This is a genomic window from Thermoanaerobacter sp. RKWS2 (genome assembly GCF_026240795.1).
GTDB lineage: Bacteria > Bacillota > Thermoanaerobacteria > Thermoanaerobacterales > Thermoanaerobacteraceae > Thermoanaerobacter > Thermoanaerobacter ethanolicus.
This window is the reverse complement of the sequence record NZ_CP110888.1, coordinates 2,079,558-2,103,637: the sequence shown is the minus strand read 5'-3', so window position 1 is coordinate 2,103,637 and position 24,080 is coordinate 2,079,558. Positions and strand designations below refer to the sequence as shown.

General features: G+C 34.5%; 15 protein-coding genes and 1 pseudogene. 14 read left to right on the top strand and 2 right to left on the bottom strand.

Annotated features, from left to right (window positions below):
• Positions 1-162 precede the first annotated feature (162 nt).
• From OEI98_RS11140 to OEI98_RS11120, 5 genes are all read left to right on the top strand, one after another.
• The gene (locus OEI98_RS11140; protein WP_004405746.1) at positions 163-585 is read left to right on the top strand and encodes a PTS sugar transporter subunit IIA; all 423 of its coding nucleotides are present in this window, start codon (positions 163-165) and stop codon (positions 583-585) included.
• Between the two features lie 2 nt (positions 586-587).
• Positions 588-1,091 (top strand): PTS system mannose/fructose/N-acetylgalactosamine-transporter subunit IIB, encoded by a 504-nt coding sequence (locus OEI98_RS11135; RefSeq protein WP_003866639.1) that lies wholly within the window; start codon positions 588-590, stop codon positions 1,089-1,091.
• Between the two features lie 32 nt (positions 1,092-1,123).
• Complete coding sequence (locus OEI98_RS11130; RefSeq protein ID WP_004405742.1) at positions 1,124-2,173, top strand: Ldh family oxidoreductase; 1,050 nt, start codon at positions 1,124-1,126, stop codon at positions 2,171-2,173.
• A 160-nt stretch (positions 2,174-2,333) separates the two neighbouring features.
• Positions 2,334-3,290, top strand: a complete 957-nt coding sequence (locus tag OEI98_RS11125; protein ID WP_266037943.1) for a phosphoglycerate dehydrogenase — start codon at positions 2,334-2,336, stop codon at positions 3,288-3,290.
• Between the two features lie 21 nt (positions 3,291-3,311).
• Positions 3,312-3,944: a bifunctional 4-hydroxy-2-oxoglutarate aldolase/2-dehydro-3-deoxy-phosphogluconate aldolase gene (locus OEI98_RS11120; RefSeq protein WP_266037941.1), complete on the top strand. Its 633-nt coding sequence runs from the start codon at positions 3,312-3,314 to the stop codon at positions 3,942-3,944.
• A gap of 234 nt (positions 3,945-4,178) precedes the next feature.
• Here OEI98_RS11120 and OEI98_RS11115 read toward each other — a convergent pair whose 3' ends face one another.
• Positions 4,179-4,736 (bottom strand): Uma2 family endonuclease, encoded by a 558-nt coding sequence (locus tag OEI98_RS11115; RefSeq protein ID WP_003866643.1) that lies wholly within the window; start codon positions 4,734-4,736, stop codon positions 4,179-4,181.
• A 310-nt stretch (positions 4,737-5,046) separates the two neighbouring features.
• On the opposite strand from OEI98_RS11115, the gene OEI98_RS11110 reads away from it, so the two are divergent.
• From OEI98_RS11110 to OEI98_RS11090, 5 genes are all read left to right on the top strand, one after another.
• Positions 5,047-6,624: a UDP-glucose--hexose-1-phosphate uridylyltransferase gene (locus OEI98_RS11110; RefSeq protein WP_266037938.1), complete on the top strand. Its 1,578-nt coding sequence runs from the start codon at positions 5,047-5,049 to the stop codon at positions 6,622-6,624.
• Complete coding sequence (locus OEI98_RS11105; RefSeq protein ID WP_004405734.1) at positions 6,621-7,784, top strand: galactokinase; 1,164 nt, start codon at positions 6,621-6,623, stop codon at positions 7,782-7,784. Before OEI98_RS11110 ends, OEI98_RS11105 begins: the two co-directional genes overlap by 4 nt.
• A 13-nt stretch (positions 7,785-7,797) precedes the next feature.
• Positions 7,798-8,787 carry a UDP-glucose 4-epimerase GalE gene (galE, locus tag OEI98_RS11100; protein WP_004405732.1) on the top strand — a complete coding sequence of 330 codons (990 nt, stop codon included), beginning with the start codon at positions 7,798-7,800 and terminating at the stop codon, positions 8,785-8,787.
• Positions 8,788-8,801: 14 nt separating this feature from the next.
• A complete protein-coding gene (locus tag OEI98_RS11095; protein WP_004405731.1) occupies positions 8,802-9,992 on the top strand; it encodes an ROK family transcriptional regulator in 1,191 nt (396 codons plus the stop codon).
• Positions 9,993-10,083: 91 nt separating this feature from the next.
• Positions 10,084-10,989, top strand: a complete 906-nt coding sequence (locus OEI98_RS11090; protein ID WP_266040672.1) for a hypothetical protein — start codon at positions 10,084-10,086, stop codon at positions 10,987-10,989.
• A gap of 815 nt (positions 10,990-11,804) precedes the next feature.
• Here the strand turns inward: OEI98_RS11090 and OEI98_RS11085 are convergent.
• Complete coding sequence (locus OEI98_RS11085) at positions 11,805-13,010, bottom strand: transposase (protein ID WP_266037931.1); 1,206 nt, start codon at positions 13,008-13,010, stop codon at positions 11,805-11,807.
• Positions 13,011-13,323: 313 nt separating this feature from the next.
• On the opposite strand from OEI98_RS11085, the gene OEI98_RS11080 reads away from it, so the two are divergent.
• The 4 genes and pseudogenes from OEI98_RS11080 to mglC all read left to right on the top strand — a co-directional run bounded on the left by OEI98_RS11080 (position 13,324) and on the right by mglC (position 23,840).
• Positions 13,324-19,365, top strand: coding sequence for a glycoside hydrolase family 2 TIM barrel-domain containing protein (locus OEI98_RS11080; RefSeq protein WP_266037929.1), 6,042 nt, complete (start codon positions 13,324-13,326; stop codon positions 19,363-19,365).
• A 794-nt stretch (positions 19,366-20,159) separates the two neighbouring features.
• Positions 20,160-21,230 carry a galactose ABC transporter substrate-binding protein gene (locus OEI98_RS11075; protein WP_074592585.1) on the top strand — a complete coding sequence of 357 codons (1,071 nt, stop codon included), beginning with the start codon at positions 20,160-20,162 and terminating at the stop codon, positions 21,228-21,230.
• A gap of 84 nt (positions 21,231-21,314) precedes the next feature.
• On the top strand, positions 21,315-22,832 hold the full coding sequence (locus OEI98_RS11070) for a sugar ABC transporter ATP-binding protein (RefSeq protein WP_074592586.1): 1,518 nt from the start codon (positions 21,315-21,317) through the stop codon (positions 22,830-22,832).
• Positions 22,833-22,845: 13 nt separating this feature from the next.
• Positions 22,846-23,840: pseudogene (gene mglC / locus OEI98_RS15370) on the top strand (galactose/methyl galactoside ABC transporter permease MglC).
• Positions 23,841-24,080: the final 240 nt, after the last annotated feature.

Here is a 24,080-nt window from a genome sequence, read left to right as displayed (position 1 = left end):
AGGAGGGATGCTTTGTTTCTCCCTCTTACCTTGTTTAGGGATAAACATATATACTAAAAAACTTGAATGAAAGACAAGCTATTTAATTAAAGAGTGAATATGCTATGTATGAATGAAACATTTTAACATTTAACGCCATTAAAAATAGAAAGAGGGGGAACAATGAAAGAGAAGGCTATTTTGATTATTACGCACGGAAATTTTGGTAAAGAGTTATTAAAGAGCGCTGAATTGATTATGGGAGACCAAAAAGATGTAGTTGCACTTGGACTTAATTTAGGGGATGATGTTGAATCATTACGGATGGACGTCGAAAAAATTGTTAAAGACAACCAAAAAGCGAATAAAGAAACAATTATTCTTGTAGATCTGTTTGGTGGAAGCCCATCAAATAGTGCTTTATCTGTTTCAAAGCAATATGATGTAAAAATTTTGACAGGGGTTAATTTGCCAATGTTGATAGAAATGTTATCATCTAGGGATAATTATGATACAGAAGATTTGGTTGAAATAAGCTATAAATCAAGTGTTGATGGAATTAAAAAATTAGGATACAAAATTAGTAAAAAGGAGGAAAATAACTAGAAATGGGAGAAATACTTTTTGCTAGAGTGGATGATAGATTAATTCATGGCCAGGTTATGACTAAATGGTCAAAAGGATTTGGTTGTAATGCTGTTTTTGTAATTGATAATAATCTTGCGAAGGATGAATATATGAAAAGTATTTATTTAATGTCAGCTGCGACATCTAATTTAGCGGTAAAAATACTTGGCGTGGACGAAGCAATCTCGTTATGGAATAATGATAAGTTTGGGAATTACAGAGTTATTTTGCTTTACAAAGATATTGCTACAGTGAAAGAATCTATTACTAAAGGCTTGCCTATAAAAAAGTTGAATGTAGGAGGACTTGCTAAAAGTCCAGAGAAAAAATTTGTGATTCCGAGTGTTAGTTTAAAAAAGGAAGAAGCGGAGATGCTGTGGGAATTGGCAAATAATTTTGATGTCGAGGTATTTTTTCAAACACTTCCAGAGAGCAAAAGAGTTAACTTAGACGCTGCTCTAAAGCTATTTGGAATAAATATGTAAGTTTAGATACAGTGATAGAAAGGGTGATGTTAATGCCAAAGATTATAGATGCAAAAAAACTAAAAGAATTAGAAGTAGAAATTTTTAAAAAAACGGGTTTTAAAGAGTCAGATGCCAAAATAATAGCGGAGAACCTTATATATTCAGATTTAAGAGGAATAGAATCTCATGGAATATCTAACTTACCTATTTATGTAAAAAGAGCAAAATTAGGCTTGTATAATTTATCAGGTGATATAGATATCTTGAATTTAGATAAAGATATACCATTATTATTGATAGATGGTAAAAATAACATGGGACAGGTTGCTGCATATAAAGCGGTGGAACCTTTAGTAAATAAAGCAAAGAAAAGTGGGATTGCAGCAGCATTTATAGGGAATACAAACCATTGTGGTTCATTAGGGTATTATGGAAATATGATAGCAAATAATGACTGCATCTTTATAGGTATGACAAATGCTCCTGCATCAATGGCACCATGGGGTGGGAAAGTCAAATTTGTTGGGACAAATCCTTTATGTATTACAATTCCGTATAACGGCCAAGTAATAAATTTAGATATGGCAACTTCTACTGTAGCAAAAGGAAAAATTTATGTTGCATTGTCTAAAGGTGACAAAATACCAGATAATTGGGCTTTTGATGCAAATGGGAAGCCCACAACTGACCCTCAAGAAGCTTTAAAAGGAACACTATATCCGTTAGGGGGATATAAAGGATTTGGACTAGCAATGTTGATTGATATTATATCCGGTTTACTAACAGGTTCGTCATGGGGACCGGAGGTAGGATCACTTCATAACACATTAGATCGTGGTCAGGATGTAGGAATAGTATTTATAACAATTAATATTACTGATCTAATGCCAATAAAAGAATATAATGAGAAAATTAATTGTTATATTGAAAAAATGAAATCTGTTCCAAGGTCAGATGATAATGTTGAAATTATGTTTCCAGGTGAACCAGAACTAAGAAAGATGGAAGAGCGTTTGAAAAACGGAATTCCGATAAACGACAAAACGTATGAAGAAGTAATAGAGTTGGCAAAAGAGTATAATATAAATTTTGAAGTGTAAGGTAACGTGAGTAGCAAATGTAAAGTTGACTAAATCATGGTGGGTTAACAAAGGGCAATCTTATAGGAATTACAATTAAAATAAAACAAAATATGTTATATTTTTAACGTAAATTATGTGTCTTGGTATTATAAAAAAACTATAACATGGGTGGTTCGAGATGAGAAAAAAGATATTAATAACACCAAGATCTTTTGGCAAGACAAGTAATGTTCCATTTGAAATGCTAAAAAAATACGATTATGAAATTATAAGAAATGAATCAGGGAAACCATATGAAGAATCTGAATTGATTAATATTATAAAAGATATAGATGGTATTATTGTAGGTTTAGACAAAATTACAAGTAATGTATTAAAAAACGCAAAAAAGCTAAAAGTTATAACAAAGTATGGAGTTGGAATGGATAATATAGATATTGAAGAAGCTGAGAAGTTAGGAATAAAAATCACTTTTACTCCTGGTGCGAACAAAGAATCTGTAGCAGATTTAGCCTTTTCTCTGATGCTGTGCTTAAGCAGGAATATTATTAAGTTAGATAATATAGTGAGGAGCAATAAATGGGAAAAGATAGTTGGTTATGAGGTGTATGGTAAAACTTTAGGAATCGTTGGTACGGGAAGTATTGGCAAGGGCGTTGCCAAAAGAGCTACAGGTTTTGACATGAAAATATTAGCTTATGATAAATACCCTGATTATGATTTTGCAGATAAAATAGGTATGAAATATGTTGATAAAAAAACGTTATTGGAAGAATCAGATTTTATAACATTGCATATACCGTTAAGTGATGAAACATATCACTTTATAGATGAAGAAGAATTTAATATTATGAAAAATACGGCATATATAATTAATACTTCTCGGGGTGGAATTATAAACGAGAATGCATTATATAACGCTTTAAAAGACAAAAAAATAGCAGGGGCAGCATTAGATGCTTTTGAAGAAGAGCCACCACTAAATAGCAAATTGTTTGAATTAGATAATGTAATTTTATCACCTCATTGTGGAGCGTCTACTAAAGAAGCTACAGACAGGATGGGAATTATGGCGGTAGAAGGGCTTATCAGTGTGTTAGAAGGTATGGAACCTAAATATCTTTATAAGAAATAAAAATTAAGAGGAGGATGCGAAATGAAAAAGCAGGAAATAATTGAAAAACTTAAACAACTTAAAATAACAGCTGTAATTAGAAATAGCGATATAAACACAATGTTTTCTTTAGCTGATGCCTTAAAAAAAGGTGGTATTGAAGCATTAGAAATAACTGTTGAAACTCCTGGTGCTTTAGATGTAATTAAAGAATTAAATAAAGAAAATAAATATTTTGTGGGAGCTGGAACAGTATTAGATGCAGAAACAGCGAGGGCTGCTATTATAGCTGGTGCGAAGTTTATATTTACACCAGTTATGAGACTTGATGTAATAAAATTGTGCAATAGGTATGGTATACCTGTAATTCCCGGTGCTACAACACCCACAGAAATTTTAACAGGTTATGAGGCAGGAGCAGATTTCATTAAAGTTTTCCCTGCGGGTGTATTTGGACCTCAATATTTAAAAGAAATTTTAGGGCCACTTAAACATATACCTATTTTTGTAACGGGAGGAATTAATAAAAATAATATTAAAGATTTCATTTTAGCAGGTGCAACAGGTGTATCATTAGGTGGAGCATTAGTAGATAAAGATCTTATAGCAAAAGGCATGTTTGACAAAATAACCGAAAGAGCCATGGAGTTTGTAAATTTAGTAAATCAAGTTTAAATTTACGTTGGTAAATAAAATTAGGTATACAATGCTTAATTTTACTTACCATATTTAATTTAATAAATGGGGGATTTAAAATGGAGAGGGGAAAGAAACGATAGAAAGAGCATTTGCAAGATTTTATCCAATATTTATCAAATTTATTCAAAAACAACGAAGACCCCACTTTTTGTATGAGTTAAAAATGGAGTTTGTCTTAAAACTGAAGTGCAGAGAATTTCCTCTGCACTTTTAAAATATATTTTTCAAATCAATTTTTAAGTCATCGAATATCACCGATTTTAATACCTCATCTTTTGAAAAATTAATTGGTTCACCGTATACGCCGTCTTGCAAACTAAATATCTGAATTTCTTGGTTTTTTGGTGATACTATCCAGTATTCTTTTATTCCAAACCTCATATATAAATCCATTTTTATGATATAATCTTTTGATGCTGTGGAAGGAGATAGTATCTCCACTACAAGTTCAGGTACTCCAGTATAGTTATTTTCAGTGAGTCCTTTTTCATCACAAATAACAGTTATATCTGGCTGTACTTTGTGCTTTTCTTGGTCATTTTGTAGTATAACATCTAAAGGGGCAACAAAATGTTTGCACTTTTTATCTCTAAAATATATTCCAAATTCTGTCGATAAGTTCGTTAAAATTCTTTGGTGTGCCACTGAAGGGGCGGATAACAAATATATTTCGCCGTTTATGAATTCGAGCATTTCATCAGTTTTAGAGTCTATTTCTTCGAATTCTTCATAAGTAATTTTTTTGTTTTTAGGTATTATATTTTCCATTATATCATCCCCATTTACTACGTTCTAAATATATTTTAGCACATTTTTCAATATTAACAATTATTCATTACCTTTATAAAAATATCTAAAAAACTTTTTATAAACTAGAAGGAATTTTTAAATATGTGTCGAATATAAAATAAAAAGAGGTTAATTAAAATAATAAACAAACTCTTTTAAATGTTTTTCATTGCATGTGAATGTCATGTTTTAATAATCTCTTGTTTTAACAAAGCCATTGTATACTGTAGATTTCTTTTTTATTACAGACTTAATTAAAAAATATAATAAAGTCACTGGAGGATATATTATGGATTCCAGAGAGGTAGCATTACACATTGAGCGACTTATAAAGTTTGCACTTCAAAAAGACTTGATAGAGGAATTAGATGTGATTCCAAGCCGCAATGCACTTATGGATTTATTTAAAATAGAAAAACCTTATGAAGGTGAGGTTCCTGAGGAAGAATTAGAAAGCCCTTCTCCTATTTTAAACAAATTATTGGACTATGCGGTGCAGATAGGCCTTATTGAGAATACTATTACCTATAGAGATTTAATGGATGCAAGAATTATGGGGCTTTTAATGCCAAGAGAATCAGAAGTTGTAAAAAAGTTTAATACCATTGCCTCTGGAAAGGGGATTAAAAAAGCCACAGAGTATTTTTACAAATTATCTCAAGCCTCCAATTACATCAGGATGGATAGAACTTCGCAAAATTTATATTGGCGTACTCCCACAGAATACGGTTCTTTAGAAATCACTATAAATCTTTCTAAGCCAGAAAAAGATCCAAAAGAAATTGAGGCGGCAAAGAAAATTCCTCAGCCAGGATATCCAAAGTGCCTTTTATGCATTGAAAATGTAGGTTTTGCGGGAAATTTAAATCATCCAGCAAGGCAAAACTTAAGAATAATCCCAGTAAAAGTTGCGGGAGAGCAATGGTATTTCCAGTATTCACCTTATGTATATTACAATGAGCACTGCATTTTGCTCCATGAATCCCATATTCCAATGAAAATATCAGAAAAAACTTTTGTGAGGCTTTTTGATTTTATTGAGCAATTCCCCCATTATTTTATGGGCTCCAATGGGGATTTGCCAATTGTGGGAGGCTCGATTTTATCCCATGAACATTTTCAAGGGGGAAGGCACGTTTTTCCAATGGAAGAGGCTCCTATAGAAGAATACTTTATATATCCTCAATATCGTAACATTAAAGCAGGAATAGTCAAATGGCCTATGTCTGCCATTCGCCTTTCAAGTAAAGACAGGGATAAATTAACAGAGCTTTCTTCACATATATTGAATACCTGGAAGGACTACAGTGATGAATCCTGTAACATATTGGCATATACTAAAAAGAATGGGGAACTCATCCCTCACAATACTATCACACCAATTGCGAGGATTAATAAAGATGGGGAATTTGAAATTGACCTTGTTCTTCGGAATAACAGGACAACAGATGAAAACCCCTATGGAATTTTTCATCCTCATGAAGAACTTCACCATATAAAAAAAGAAAACATTGGACTTATAGAAGTTATGGGATTAGCAGTTTTGCCAGGAAGGCTGAAATTTGAGTTGGAGGAAATTATTAAGTTTTTAATAGGGGAAGAAAAATTTAGCCCATACTTGTATGGTGAAAGCAGTCCTTTATACAAACATATTCAATGGATTGAAGAATTACTTTTAAAATATGGTACTAACTGCACTCGAGAAGAAGCCGAAAATTATATAAAACAGGAGGTTGGAAACAAATTTTTGAAGGTTCTTTTAGATGCAGGAGTTTTTAAAAGAGATGAAAAAGGGAAAAAAGGCTTTGAAAGATTTATGAAAACAGTAGGTTTTGAAAAAATAGATATGAAAGGAGACCTTAAATGAAAACGGCTGTAATTGAGGCACTTGAAAAATTCTACGGTAAAAATGATGCTGAAATAAGGCTTTTCTATTCTCCGGGACGAGTAAATCTAATAGGGGAGCATACAGATTACAATGGAGGTTATGTATTTCCTTGTGCCCTTGACTTTGGAACATATGCTGCGATTAGAAAAAGAAATGACAAAAAAGTCTTCATGGCTTCTTTAAATTTCGATTTAAAGGTGGAAGTAGACCTTGATGCATTTATTTATGATAAAAGCCATGATTGGGCCAACTACCCGAAAGGGGTTTTAAAAGTACTACAGGATGAGGGGTATGACTTTTCTGGATTTGAAATTGTGTTTGAAGGGAACATTCCAAATGGTGCTGGACTTTCCTCATCTGCTTCAATAGAGCTGGTTACTGCTGTTGCAGTGAATGAAGTTTTCAATTTAAATATTGACAGAATAAAATTGGTGAAATTGTGTCAAAAAGCAGAAAATACTTTTGTTGGGGTAAATTGTGGCATAATGGACCAATTTGCTGTTGGAATGGGTAAAAAAGACCATGCAATTTTATTAAAAAGCGATACATTAGAGTATTCATACGTGCCTTTGAAGTTAGAAGGTTATAAAATTTTGATAACAAATACAAATAAAAGGAGAGGGCTCTTGGATTCGAAATATAATGAAAGAAGAAGTGAATGTGAAAAGGCCCTTTCATATCTTCAGAGGGCTTTACCAATACACAATCTTTCGGAGGTTTCAATTGAACAGTTTGAAGAATATAAACATTTAATACCGGAGGAAGTGCTTGTAAAAAGGGCAAGACATGTTATAACAGAAAATAAAAGAGTTTTAGATGCAGTAAAAGCACTTAATGATAAAAACTTAATCCGATTTGGAGAATTAATGATTGAATCTCATAATTCTTTGAGAGATGATTATGAAGTTACAGGGAAAGAACTGGACACTTTGGTAGAAGAAGCGTTAAAATTAAAGGGAGTAATAGGTTCCCGTATGACTGGAGCAGGCTTTGGTGGCTGCACTGTAAGCATTGTAAAAGAAGATGCAGTAGAGGAATTTATAGAAGTGGTTACTCACAATTACACTCAAAAAATAGGCTACAGGCCAACAGTCTATATAACGGGAATAGGTGAAGGAGCAGGAGAAATTAAATACTGAAGGAGGTAAAAATATGGCGGTTTTAGTATGCGGTGGTGCAGGTTATATTGGAAGCCACACAGTTGCAGCACTTTTAAGGAGAAATGAAGAAGTTGTCGTTGTAGATAACCTTGTCACAGGACATAAGGAATCTGTTTTGGGAGGAAAACTGTATATAGGCGATTTAAGGGATGAAGCTTTTTTAGAGAGGGTATTTACAGAAAATGAAATTGAAGCGGTAATTGATTTTGCAGCTTTTTCACTTGTGGGAGAAAGTGTAGAGGAGCCATTTAAATATTATGAAAACAACGTATGCGGGACATTGAGCCTTTTAAAAGCGATGAAGAAACACAATGTCAACAAAATCGTGTTTTCTTCAACAGCTGCAACATATGGAGAACCAGAGAGAATTCCAATAAAAGAGGAAGATAGAACTAATCCCACAAGCCCTTATGGTGAGACAAAGCTTGCCGTTGAAAAGATGTTAAAATGGGCAGACAATGCTTATGGAATCAAATACGTCGCTTTGCGATATTTTAACGTTGCAGGGGCTATTGAAACAGGCGAGATTGGAGAGGACCATTCGCCTGAGACGCACCTTATACCGATTATACTTCAGGTTGCACTTGGGAAAAGAGAAAAGATAATGATTTATGGTGATGATTATCCTACTAAAGATGGGACATGTATAAGAGATTATATTCACGTGATGGACTTAGCTGATGCACACCTTCTGGCGTTAGACAAATTGAGAAAAGACAATGAAAGTGCAGTTTATAACCTGGGAAATGGAGAAGGTTTTAGTGTAAAGGAAGTGATAGAAGTTGCAAGAAAAGTGACAGGACATCCTATTCCAGCAGAAGTTGCTGGGCGCCGTCCGGGAGACCCTGCAGTACTTGTGGCATCTTCCAAAAAGGCAATAGAAGAGTTAGGTTGGGTGCCAAAACATCCATCTTTAGAAAAAATAATTGAAAGTGCTTGGATGTGGCACAAAAATCATCCAAATGGCTTTAAGAGAGGGTAAAGGAAGGGGTATAAATGGAAAACTTAATACCAGTCAGCTACAAATTGTTAAAAGGAATGAACGAATCAGTTATATTAAATATCATAAGAAAAATGGGACCTATTTCAAGAGCGGATATTGCCAAAGAGACAAATTTAACGCCGCCGACGGTGACTAACATTGTAAACAAACTCATTGCTGAAAATATTGTGATGGAGTACAAAGTTGGCGAATCAAATGGTGGAAGGCCTCCTGTACTTATCAAATTAAATCCTGATTTTATGAGTATTATTGTCATTCATATAAGCACCTACAACTTACATCAATATACTCTTGATGCAGAACTTAAAACAAAAAAGAAAGAGAAAAATTCTATTAGAGGTTTAAAGCAAGAAGAAGTTTTAGAGTTGTTGACATCTGTTCTTGATAAAGCAATAAAAGAATCTCCACAAAATGTATCGGGGATAGGAATTGTGGTTAGAGGACCTGTAAAAATGAAAGAAGGTATATCTGTATTTGCTCCCAATATAGGGTGGAGAAATGTGCCTTTAAAATCAATTGTAGAAGAAAAATTTGGTGTATCTACCTATGTTATAAATGACGTGCGAGCTATGGCTTTAGGAGAATTTCATATGGGCAAAGCAAAAGATGTGGAAAATATGATATTTTTAAAGGTTGGCTATGGGATAGGTTCAGCAATACTTATAAATGGCAGGATATATACTGGAGCCAGTGACGGTGCGGGTGAAATAGGGCATACAACTATTGATGTAGCAGGGCCACAATGTAGTTGCGGCAATTACGGTTGCTTTGAAGCGTTGGCTTCAGAAAAAGCCTTAGTGAATTTAGTTGTTAAATCTATTAAAGAGGGTATGGATTCTATTGTGTATCAAATGGCAGAAGGGATGTTAGACAGTGTTACTCCTGAGATGATATACGAGGCAGCAAAACTAAACGATAAATTAGCAGTCAATGCTTTAAAAACTATAGGAAGATATTTAGGAATAGGTATAGCCAATACAATAAATACATTTAATCCAGAGCTCATTTTGATAGGGGGAGGGATTGTGCAGGCACGTGAGCTTATTGAAGATATCATCATAGAAACTGCTAAAAAGCGCACTTTTGAGAATTCATTTTCTTCCTGCAGAATAGCTTTTGCTGAATTAGGTGATGATGCTACACTCATCGGTGCTGCCAATATGGTCATGGATGAAGTATTGTAACACCTCTCTGTCATTCTGAGCGCAGCGAAGAATCTTACCTACTGAGGTAATGAAAAAAATAAAAAATTATGCAGAAAGGAATGAGAATAGTATGGCGATAAAAATTGACAAAATAAGCTTTTTAGGATGGGAAAATAGTATAAAACTGTCTAATGGCATTATTGATGTTGTGGTTACAACTGATATAGGCCCAAGAATTGTGAAGTTTGGATTTGAAAATGATGTAAACGAATTTAATTTGGACCCTAAAACTATTGGCTTAAAAGGAGGTGACGAATACAGATATTATGGCGGCCATAGACTGTGGCATAGCCCTGAAGACAGAAAGAGGACATATGTACCAGACAATGATGAAGTTGATTGGCATGAAATAGAAAACGGTGTGAGACTTATTCAAAAGCCAGAAAAATGGGTTAACACACAAAAGCAAATCGATATAATCTTAAGTCCTGATGAGAGTAGAGTAAGGCTTGTACACAGGATAACTAATCTTGGAGCATGGCCTATTGAGCTTTCAGCATGGACAATAACAGTATTAAACACAGAAGGTATAGAAATAATTCCTCAACCAAATAAAGACACAGATTTACTTCCAAATAGGCAAATTGTACTCTGGCCTTATTCTAAAATGAATGATAAAAGGGTGTATTGGGGAGAAAAATATATTGCACTGAAACAAGATCCTAATAACAGAGAACCTTTTAAGTTAGGAATTAATAACCAAGAAGGTTGGGCTGCTTACGCAAGAGGAGGACATCTCTTTGTAAAAAGATATTATCCACAACAAGATGCAACATATCCTGACTTTGGAGTATCTTTTGAAACCTATACAAATGATTGGATGCTTGAAATAGAAACATTAAGTCCATTTACAAAATTACAACCCGGTGAAACTGTTGAGCATGTTGAAGAATGGGAGCTTTACAATAATGTAAATATAAAAGATATAGATGAAGGTGCATTTGATGAGGTTGTAGAAAAATATTGCAGGAAGTAAATTTTTGGTTACAAAAAGTTTATAAAAATTTTTAATAAATTACGCTTTCGAAGAAGGAATTTTTGAATTCATGTCGAATATCTAATATAGGAGTTAGTTAAAATAAAAAATAAAGTATGAAAAAGTTATATCTAGACATATAAATTAAGCGTTTACTTAAAATAAATCATGTTTAAGATAATAGTAGATAGTTTAATGTAAGGAAAATATTTTAATAAAGTATCAACTGTTAGAAGCTGAGAGAAGAATAATTTAAAAATTAAAGGAGGTGCAAGATACAATATTTAATTAGAATATTTAAAGATGTTTATTATAAAAAATGATAACGTTGCCGAGTTTTGCGTTAAAGCAAAAAAGTTTTATAATTGCAATCTTTAATTTACAAATAATTTTTACTTAACAAATTTATCAAAATAATTTAAACTTTTTAGTACGGTCTTACTAACAACAGAGCCTTTCATTAAAGCCTTTCTTATAAAGACAAATAGAACAATGACTCTTTAGAATATCTTTCACAAAATTAGAGACGCTTTTAATATCAAATCGCAATATAAGAGGCAAAATACTCATGCTCAAAATCCTTAATAAATAACAACTTACCAAATATACACTAGGGATGTGCAAAATTAATTAAAATAATCATAATCAAAAACCAAAATATGTATGACATACAATATATAGTAATCAACACTGACAATCAAACATAAAGGAAGTGGTAAGGGAAAAGAAAAGACAAAAAGAGGAGCTAAAAAAGGGCATAAATATCCTGTAGAAGTCAAATGTTAAAAAATGGCATGAACTAAATTCAGCAAAAGTTAAGCCGATTGCATCAGAGCACTAAGAGACTTAAACTCATCAAATTTACCCAGTTTAATAGCTACAATAGCGACAGTAAGCAAAGTAATATGGCCAAAAGTATTAAGGTTGCTGACAGAATTAATATTTCTAACATAAGCTTTTTCAAAATCTAGAGCTTTAAATCGAGAATTATATCTTTCTGATTCTACTCTTAGTCTATAGACAGCCTTAAAATATAGGGAGTCTCTATTAATAGAAGACCTATAATCAGAAGATATAATAGCATACTTAGTACAGCCTCTATGCTTTTTGCCATTAAAATATTTAGGATGCTTTATAGGGCAGGCAGAGTCAAGCATTTTAATACCTGCTTCACAAACCATATAACCATCATCAGTCAGTGGGGGATTTTTAGAATTACGCTTGTTAAGAGGAATAAAACAATGACCATGGAGAGTATCTCTAACAAAATTATAAACTCTCTTAACATCATACCCCTTATCGGCAATAAAATTAACATACTTAAGGTTAAACCACTTATTAGTCTTTTCAAGTAAAGACAAAGCAACTTCAAAATCGGGGACATCAGCGGGAGTAGTAGTTTCAGCGATAGGCAATCCAGAGATAGCATCAACAATAATATGATTTTTATAGCCCCAATAAAACTTATAACGTTTATTAGAAGAATCATTAGAAGCAGAATAAACGCCTAATTTACAATCCTTATCAGACTTAGGCTGATTATCTTTAGAGAATTTATTTTTAGAAAAAGACTTAGGGTTATTTAACTTAGTGTTAGCTTTAATAGGGGTAGAGTCCATGGAAATAAACTCACCAGAGATAATGCCCATATTTTTGAGGATATTGACTTGATTTTGAAAGATAGAGGTCAAATAATCATGAGAGAACTCATTAATAAAACGGCGGAAAGTCCAATAAGAAGGAAGAGGTTTAAGGATGTTAAAGCCACAAAGATGAGCAATGATAAGATTATTGCGGAGATAATCTAAAAGGTCAGAAATTGTACCGAATCTTTCAGCTTTCATAACAATAAAAGCTCTAAACATTGCATGATGAGAATAACCCTTACGGCCAGGACTAGAAGAAGGGAATTCAGGTATTGAAGACAAGTCTAGATTTTTAAACATAGAAGAATAGAAATCAATTTTAGACAGAGAAGTAAAGAGTTTAGGTATATTTAAAAGTAATTGAAGCTGGTACATGTAGGATTTCCCCCTCCTTAAAAAATATTTTCATGCGGTATATATAATAATTCGACAAATGGGAAGGGAAATCCTACATAAAAGATAAAAAATTCAAGAGTGATAGAAAAAAAGCATGTCTGTGGAATGGCTTAAATGAAGGCTTTTGAATTTTGCACAAGTCTAAATATACACAAAAACGGAGGGAATCCTATGAAAAGCACAGCTAAAGGATTACTTGGGAAATATATAGCGAACCCCTTAATTTATGAAGAAGATTTTGAGGTCCTGCAAAAACCTAAAAAATAAGTTGAGTGTGAAGGAGGATGAGAAAATGAAGAACAAAAGGAAGCTTATTGCATTACTTGTATTAGTGATTTTTATTCTGGTGAATGGAGGGATGAGTGCATTTGCTGATGCAACATGGACTGGTAATGAATGGTACAACCAACCGACGGTATTCAAGATTAACGTAGAACCGGCACATGCACATTTTGTTCCTTTTGATACTACAGAACAAGCATTGCAATATGCGACATCGCACGACATTTTTAGCTCACCGTATGTAAAATCATTAAATGGGACATGGAAGTTTAAATGGTCAGAGAATCCTGCCTCAAGACCAGTTGATTTTTACAAACCAGATTATGATGTAAGCGGTTGGGGAGAGATAAAGGTACCAGGAAACTGGGAGACACAAGGTTATGATTATCCGATATATACTAATATTACCTATCCGTGGGCTGGATACGAATCGGTAAATCCACCGAATGCACCTACGGTATACAATCCGGTAGGTTCGTATCGAACCACATTTACGGTACCGCAGGAGTGGAACGGTAGGGAGATATACTTATCATTTCAGGGAGTGCAGTCGGCGTTTTATGTATGGGTAAACGGGCATCAGGTTGGGTATAGTGAGGACAGTATGACACCGAAGGACTTTGATATTACACCATATATTCAGCTGGGAGAGAATGTATTAGCGGTAGAGGTATATCGATGGTCTGACGGGTATTATTTAGAGGACCAAGATATGATAAGGTTAAGCGGTATAATGAGGGATGTATTTCTTTATTCCAAGCCGAAGGTAAACATATGGGATTTTGGAGTAGCAACAGATTTAGACGACCAATATGTAAATGCTACATTAAGTTTGAAAGTGAAGGTAAGGAATTTAGCTTCAGCGACGGGGACCTATAAAGTAGAAGCGCAGTTATATGATGGGCAGCAGGCGGTATTTACAGAGCCGGTAGTGATGGATGTAGATGTAAGTGGTAAGGATGAGGTAGTAGTTAATACGGATAAGGTAGTAGAGAATCCGAAGAAGTGGTCGGCAGAGTATCCAAATCTTTACACATTGGTATTAACGTTAAAGGATCCGAATGGGAATGTAATTGAGGTAGCAAGCAACAGAATAGGATTTAGGGAAGTAGAGATAAAGAACAGCCAGATACTTATAAACGGGAAGAAGATAATGATAAAGGGTGTAAATCGACATGAGATAGATCCAGTACTTGGGAAGACGATGACGAAGGAGAGGATGATACAGGACATACTTATAATGAAGAAGTTTAACATAAATGCAGTAAGGACAAGTCACTATCCAAATGACCCGTTGTGGTATGACTTATGCGATGAGTATGGTTTGTATGTTATGGACGAAGCAAACCTTGAGACACATGGTGTACGGGATAAGGTTCCTGCAAGTGATCCAAATTGGACAGCCGCATCTATAGACAGAGCACAAAGCATGGTAGAAAGAGACAAAAATCACCCCTCTGTTATTATATGGAGTCTTGGCAATGAAGCAGGAAGTGGATCTAATTTCCAGGTTGCAGCAGATTGGATACATCAGAATGATATGCAAAAAAGACCTGTGCATTATGAGGGAATGAATTCGGTAGCTGATATTTATAGTAACATGTACGCTTCTGTTGAAACTGTTGAAAGTTATGCAAAGAATCCTGCGAACACGAAACCGTATTTACAATGTGAATATGCACATGCGATGGGCAACAGTGTAGGGAATTTATATCAATATTGGGATGTATACAGAACATATCCGATACTACATGGCGGATTTATATGGGACTTTGTAGACCAAGCCCTTTTATGGCCGGTACCACTGGTGAAGAAAGTTAGCGACTCAAGTGCAAATCAATTTGTAGCTGAGGTAACGGGTAGTGTATATGATACAGGTGACGCAGTATATGGTAAGGCATTACAGGGTTCTGCATTATTACCACAGGATGAGAAGTTAAATTTCAAAGATAAACAACCATTTACACTTGAAGCATGGGTATATCCGACATCAACTACGGCACATCAGGTTATAATTGCAAAAGGTGATACTCAATATGCATTAAAAACAGACGGTAGTGGTGGAAGACTTGAGTTCTTTATCTATGATGGTAATGTTGAAGGGCAATGGACGCAATGGGTTGGAGTAAATACTCCTTTACCTAGTAACTGGGTAAACAATTGGCATCATGTAGCAGGCATATTTGATGGTAACAACTTACAAATATATATAGATGGTAATATTGCTAATACCAGAGATGTATCAGCAAATAGCATAACGCCGGGTAATAGTTACCAAGTAGGGATAGGAGTAGATAAGGAAAAGGGAAGGTATTTCAATGGTCTTATAGACAAGGTAAGGATATACAATAGGGCATTGACGTTAGATGAATTAAATTCAGAAGGAAGGACACCGAATGACCAAGGAGTTGTTGCATGGTTTGATTTTGAGAACATGAAGGAAGAGAAGGTATATGAAGCTGACACATATTATGCATATGGTGGAGATTGGGGAGATAGACCGAACGATGGCAATTTCTGTGCAAATGGGTTAGTTTCAGCTGATAGGACATTACAGCCTGAGATATATGAGGTTAAGAAGGTATACCAGAACATATTAGTCAAACCTGTTGATGTAGTGAATGGAGTAGTGAACATAATAAATGAGCATTTATTTACAAACTTAAAGGATGAGTACAACTGCAGCTGGGTATTAAAGGAAGATGATAAGATAATAGATCAAGGCAGTTTAAGCGATAGTGACCTTGACATAGCGCCGCAGAGCAGCAAGCAGGTAACAATACCGTTTAATAAGCCGAGCAGTTTAAAGGCAGGAGCGGAGTATTGGTTAGATTTAAGCTTTACACTGAAGAAAGACAAGTCATGGGCGGAAGCTGGGTATGAAGTTGCGAAGGAGCAATTCAATGTACCATTTGCGACACCGAGGGCACCGGCGATTAATATTAGCAATTTACCGAATTTAGATGTTACAGAGGATGTATATCAAATTAATATAAGCGGGCAAGATTTCAGTATAACATTTGACAAGCAGAGAGGGACGATAACATCGTACACATATAAAGGTAAGCAATTGATAAAAGAAGGGCCGATACCGAATTATTGGAGGGCACCGAATGACAACGACAAGGGTAATGGCATGCCAGGAAGATGTGCAACATGGAGATTAGCAGGGCAAAATAGACAGGTAAGCAATGTAACTATCAATAAGCTCAAAGATAATGTATTAAGAATAGAGGTAAGTGGCACGTTGCCTACAACAACTCCATCCCAGTACAAGATGAATTATACGATATTAGGTGATGGGAGTGTCATCGTAGATAGCACTTTAATTCCTGGTGCAAGCAATTTACCTGAGATACCTGAGGTAGGTACAATACTTACGATACCGGGTGGTTATGAGAACATAACGTGGTATGGTCGAGGGCCACAAGAGAACTACTGGGACAGGAACACAGGTGCGCATGTTGGAGTATATAAGAGCACAGTAGATGAGCAATTCTTCCCGTATATAGAGCCACAGGAGACAGGTAACAAGACAGATGTAAGATGGGTTACATTGACAGACAATGATGGGATAGGGCTTATGGCAATTGGTATGCCGGTACTTGAAGTAAATGCACTACACTATACACCGTGGGATCTTGACAGTGTAGACCATCCATACAAGCTTAAAAGAAATGAGGACATAACGTTGAGGTTAAATTATCATCAGATGGGTGTTGGAGGAGACAACAGTTGGGGAGCAAGACCACACCCTGAGTTTACACTATATGCTAACAAGACTTATTCATACAGCTATCTGTTAAAGCCAATAGATACAAAGGAAGCACAACCGATGGCAATTAGTAAGTTTACAACAACATCTGCTGCATTGAGTGGGATAAAGATAAATGGAAAACCATTGGACACATTCAGCATAGATGTTTACGATTATCGAATAACATATCCAAAGGGAATGGTTACCGAACTACCAAAAGTTGAGGCAATACCGACAAGCGATGCAGTTGTGGTGAAAGTAGAACAAGCAGAGGTATTACCTGGTAGTGCTAAAATAACAGCTACTAATATGTTTGGTGAAACAACAGTATATACAATAAACTTTGACTTATCACCGGTAATTTATGCAAGTGATATTGACTGGGTAAGTGGAACAGTTGGTTGGAGCACTATAAAGAAAGATAAAAGTATTGATGGCAACACCCTAACCTTATTAGGACCATCTGGTAATGTAACGTTTAGTAAAGGTATTGGAACACATGCAAATTCAGAGATAGTATATGATGTTTCGAATAAAGGTTATGTAGCATTCCAGGCATACGTAGGAGTTGATAGGGAAGTTGGCAGCAATGGAAGTGTAGTATTCCAGGTATACACTGATGGTAACAAGGTCTTTGACAGTGGCACTATGACGGGTAGCACGCAAGCACAATTTGTGAATATTGATTTAACAGGTGTTAGCCAATTAAAACTAGTAGTTACTGATGCCGGTGATGGCAACAGTTGGGATCATGCAGACTGGGCAGATGCGAAGTTCTTACTCGCTGATGACATAACACCACCAAATGATGTAAGCAATGCAACAGTTGAAGAGGGGAATGGTAAGCTGACAGTATCATGGGTAAGTCCGCAGGATATCGATTTGAACATGATATGGATTAAAGTAACCGATGGGCAAGACTTTGCGAAATCTGTATATGCATCGGCATATGATACATCAGTAGTAATTGATGGATTGACACCTGGAGTAAATTATACAATAACAATAAAAAGTGTTGATACCTCATGGAATGTATCAAATGGCGTAGTTTTGCAGGGTACTCCCGCATCAGGTGAAGAAGGGAAACCCGAGGAAGAAGGACCAACACCACAGCCGCAACCAGCACCAACACCTACAAAGACAACAAAACAGGCAACAGAAGTATCACAAGGGAAAGTAGTTGTAGAAAATAACATAACAACCCTTACAGTAGACGAAAACAAAGTGGCAAAGGACATAAAAGACACTTCAAAGAAAGAAATACAATTTGACTTAACGAATATAGGAACTACACCTCAAAAAGCTTTAGAAATACCTGTAATTGTACTTAATTTAATAGCAGAGAACAACAAAAACGTAGTAGTAAAATCAGACGAAGTAGCTCTCCAATTTGATGCAAAAACTTTAGCAGTATCACAAGAAGCAATTGACCTCATAAACAAAGCAGGAACAGTAAGAGTTATCATACACAATAAAGGTAAAGTAACAGGAGCATCTTTCGAGCCCATAACAAGCGCTTATGACATAACAATAAAAGCAGGAGATAAAGACGTAAAAATAGGGTCACCAGTAAAAATGACATTTAACATAAAAGGCGCAAAAGACATAAGGAAGGTGGCAGTATATTATTACAATGAGACAACAAATCAATGGGAATATGTAGGAGGAAAAGTTGACAAAGTAGAAAACACAATAACCTTCGAAGCAAAACACTTCTCAACCTATGCAGCCTTTGAATACAACAAAGAATTCAAAGACGTATCAAAAGACTTCTGGGCATATGACGTAGTAAGTGTACTTGCATCAAGACACATAATAAAAGGGATAGATGAAAACACCTTTTTACCAAACGAAAAAATAACAAGAGCAGAATTTGCAGCATTAATGATAAGGGCATTAGGAATAGAAGAAGAGCCGTACCAAGGAGAATTCAATGACGTAAAAGAAGGAGCATGGTATGCAAACGCGATAGAAGCAGCATACAAAGCAGGGATAATGTTAGGAGACGGCAAGAATATGAGGCCAGATGACCCAATAACAAGAGAAGAGATGACGGCAGTAATAATGAGGGTATACGGAAAATTGACAGATTACAAAGAAGACAACATAGGGGATACCACTTTCAGTGATAACGACAAGATAAGCGAATGGGCAAGGAATGTAGTAGCCAATGCAGTGAAACTTGGGATAGTAAGAGGATATGAAGATAACACTTTCAAGCCAAAAGACAACGCTACAAGAGCAGAGGCAGCGGCTATGCTTTACAGAATCTTGGAGAAAACGGGAAATATATAATGATGGAGATATTGATCTAACTGGTGAACAATATAAAAATTTGAAAGGGGATGCTTTTAAATTACAGAAAAGCATCCCCTATACCAGAAAAAGCTAGTTAAAACATGCAAAATAGTATTAAATTATAATAATTGTCAACCGCAATTTAGAAAATATAAGAGACTAACTTTTGTTAATTCTGGAATGGTTTAAAAGTTAGAGCGAAAGCAGTAAAGCATTACTTCTCAAACAATTTAAATAAAGAAATAAGAAATTTTAAGATATACGCAATAGATTCTTATACATTTAAATGACTTTTAAAAAAATCTTGTATAAGGGTGTAGATGACATTTACCTTATGGGAGGTAAAACGAAAAAATTAAGGACAAAAATCTAATGAACACGGGGTATATCTATAAGAAAAGTGAAAATGTTTTGTTATAATATAGAGATAAAAGATGAGGTTTATCAAATTCAGCTATTTAATAGTTGGGGGAAACTTTGGATTACAAAAAAAGTTTATAAAAATTTTTAATAAATTACGGTTTAGAAGAAGGAATTTTTAAATTCATGTCGAATATATAATATAGGAGTTAGTTAAAATAAAAAATAAAGTATAAAATATTTGAGAAATATTTACATAAAAGATACGGTTTAAGTTAAATGATAACGTTCACGGAAATTAATTTCTTTTGCACAGAAAAAATTTATTGTGAAAGAAGGTGATATGCTGCGACTCGATAATTAAAAAATTTAAAAATCATGAGAAACCTTAATGAAAGTATTCAATTATTAAAAAAAGGAGGAGCTAATTTATGAAAAAATTATTGACTTATGTTGTCTTACTCATGTTTGTTTTTTCAGTACTATTTACTGGATGTGGCAGTTCCAGTAATACAACATCAACTAGTAATTCTCAACAAAATGCGGCTGCCAATACCAGTAATGAAAAATTGCCTTTTATAGGCGTGGCGATTTACAAATTTGATGATACTTTTATGACAAGCGTGCGTGATAATATTGCTAAAGCGGCAGAAGGCAAAGCTAAAGTTGATATTGTAGATAGCCAAAATTCACAACCAGTACAAAATGATAAAGTGGATCTTTTTATAACAAAGAAGGTAGACGCCCTTATAATTAATCCAGTGGATCGCACTGCTGCAGGTACAATTATTGATAAAGTAAAACAAGCAAATATTCCTGTTGTATTTATTAATAGAGAACCGCTACCAGATGATATGAAAAAATGGGACAAAGTTTATTATGTAGGAGCAAAAGCAGAACAATCTGGCACATTGCAAGGTGAAATAATGGTAGATTATTGGAAATCACATCCTGAAGCTGATAAAAATCATGATGGTGTTATGCAATATGTTATGTTAATGGGAGAACCAGGCCACCAAGATGCTGAACTTCGTACCAAATATTCTATTGAAGCTGTTAAAGAAGCTGGAATTAAAGTGCAAGAACTTGCTAAAGATACCGCAATGTGGGACCGTGTAAAAGCTCAAGATAAAATGGCAGCTTTTTTAGCAGCTTATGGTGATAAAATTGAAGCAGTATTTGCTAATAATGACGATATGGCTTTGGGCGCAATTGAAGCACTAAAGGCAGCAGGCTATTTCAAAAATAATAAATATATTCCTGTTGTGGGGGTCGATGCAACTGTTCCAGGTGTTCAAGCTCTCAAAGAGGGAACTCTTCTTGGCACTGTTTTAAACGATGCTAAAAATCAAGGTAAAGCAGCATTTATGTTGGCTTATGTTCTTGCGCAAGGTCAGACACCAACTAAAGAAAATATTGGCTATGATATAACAGATGGTAAATATGTGTGGATTCCATATGTAAAAATTACGTTAGATAATATTAACGATGCTACTCAATAGAAATGTATTGTAAAAGATTATAAAGCAAGGATTTTTCCTTGCTTTATAATAAATTTTTTAAAGGCAGAATCAGGAGGCATTAAGATGACGAATAATGAATTTATACTGGAAATGAACAACATTTCAAAAGAGTTCCCAGGAGTAAAAGCACTTGATAACGTAACTTTAAAAGTGCGTGCGGGTACTGTGCACGCGATTATGGGTGAAAATGGAGCAGGAAAGTCAACTTTAATGAAGTGCCTGTTTGGAATTTATGAACCTGATTCAGGTGAAATTATACTAAATGGTAAAAAAATTAGTATAAAAAATTCAAAAGAGGCGTTAGATTATGGAATTTCTATGATACATCAGGAATTACATCCTGTAAGGTATCGCAATGTGATGGAAAACATATGGCTTGGACGTTTTCCTATGAAAAAGTATAGTTTATTTAAATTAGTTGACGAAAAGAAAATGTATCAAGATACTGAAGAACTTTTAGCAGGGTTGAAAATAGATATTAAACCAACTGAATTGGTAAAAAATTTATCAGCATCAAAAATTCAATATATAGAAATAGCTAAAGCAATTTCATATAATGCAAAAATTATAATTATGGATGAACCAACATCTTCTTTGACAGAGAATGAAGTTACTCATTTGTTTGATCTTATTCGAACTTTAAAAAAAGAAGGTGTGTCAATAATTTATATATCTCATAAGATAGATGAAATTTTTGAAATTGCGGATGAAGTAACTATTATGCGTGATGGAAAAGTGGTTGGAACATGGGATACTAAAGAATTAACTGAAGATAAGATAATATCAAAAATGGTTGGACGTGAAATGACTAACAGATTTCCAATAAGGAATAGTAAGCCAGGTGAAGTTATACTCAAAGTTGAAAATTTAACATCACCCTTGCCAAAATCGTTTAAAAATGTTTCTTTTGAACTTAGAAAAGGCGAAATATTGGGTATAGGTGGGTTAGTAGGTTCTCAACGTACTGAACTTGTGGAAGCTTTGTTTGGATTAAGATCGATAGCATCAGGGAGAATTTTTATAAAAGGAAAAGAGGTTATCATTAGATCCCCTATTGATGCTAAAAAACATGGGATGGCTTTACTTACTGAAGAAAGACGTTCGACAGGAATTTTTCCAGACCTAAATATACTAGAAAATACTACAATTGCCAATATAAAAAAATATGTAAACCACTTTTTATTGCTTAATGACAGGGAACGAAAAGATGATACTAAACAGATGGTAAACGCGTTAAAAGTCAAAACTCCCTCATTAAAAACTTTAATTAAAGATTTGTCTGGTGGAAATCAACAAAAGGTGCTTTTGGCTAGATGGCTTCTTACTTCTCCTGAAATATTAATACTTGATGAGCCAACACGAGGTATTGATGTTGGTGCAAAGTATGAGATATATACAATTATGAATGAACTTACAATGCAAGGGAAAAGTATTATAATGATATCATCTGAAATGCCCGAACTTTTAGGGATGGCAGATAGAATTATGGTGATGTGTGAAGGTTATTTATCTGGAATCCTTGATAAAGAAGAAGCAACGGAAGAAAAAATAATGCGCCTTGCTAGTAAATATACAAATTAATACGGAGGAGATAATGATGAACAACAGAATTAAAAATTATTTGACACAATATGCCATATATGTTGTATTAATATTACTAATTATAGGAATTGCCATAAAAGATCCTACTTTTATATCACTAAGAGTTTTTAGAGATATCCTAGTTCAAAGTTCTACAAGAATTATTATTGCTTTAGGGGCTGCACTTGTTATTTTAATAGGAGGTGCAGACCTTTCAGCAGGGCGATTAGTAGGGTTGGCTGCTGTGGTGTCTGCTTCGCTACTTCAAATGCCCGATTATCCAAGGAGATTTTTCCCTGATTTACCACAACTTCCTTTATGGATCCCCATTTTAATAACCATTCTTATAGGATTTGGTTTTGGACTTTTAAATGGATTTGTAGTTTCTAGATTTAGTGTACCTCCATTTATTGCTACTTTGGGTACAATGGTCATTGTTTATGGGGCAAATTCTATTTATTTTAATTTACCTCCTAACAATTCTCAACCTATTGCAGGACTAAGGAAAGATTTTTCTGAACTTGGTACAGGGGGATTTTTGGGATTCCTTATGTTATAATTATTGCAGTTATTATTACTATAATCATGTGGATAGTTTTAAACAAAACAAGTTTTGGCAAAAATTTGTATGCAATTGGTGGAAATAGGGAAGCGGCAGTTGTATCAGGTGTTGATGTAAAACGTCATATTTTATGGTTATTTGCTCTAGCTGGAACTTTATATACCATTGCTGGTATCTTGGAAGCAGCAAGGACAGGAGGTGCTACAAATAACTATGGTAATATGTATGAACTTGACGCGATAGCTGCGTGTGTAGTTGGTGGATGGTCTGTTTCTGGTGGTGTAGGTACTGTACCTGGGGTTGTAGTAGGTGTGCTGATATTTAGTGTAATTAACTATGGATTAACATTTATTGGTATTGATCCATATTGGCAATTGATAATTAAAGGTATAATTATTGTATCTGCAGTTGCTGTAGATATTAGGAAATATTTAGCTAAAAAATAAGGTTTTGGTATACTATAATAAGTTCTTTAATTTAATCAGGATAGTTTAGAGGGGGATTGTATGTGCATTATATGACACAATTAATATCAACTTTTTTAGAGTTAATTTAACAAAATGTAGTATAAGACAGAAAATGAATGCGGAGAAATTAATAGAGACATTTTAATCCCACCCTGCGGTGGGGTTTTTAATTCTATTGAGTAAATATCAAATCTTTTAACCTTTTCATTATTACCAGTT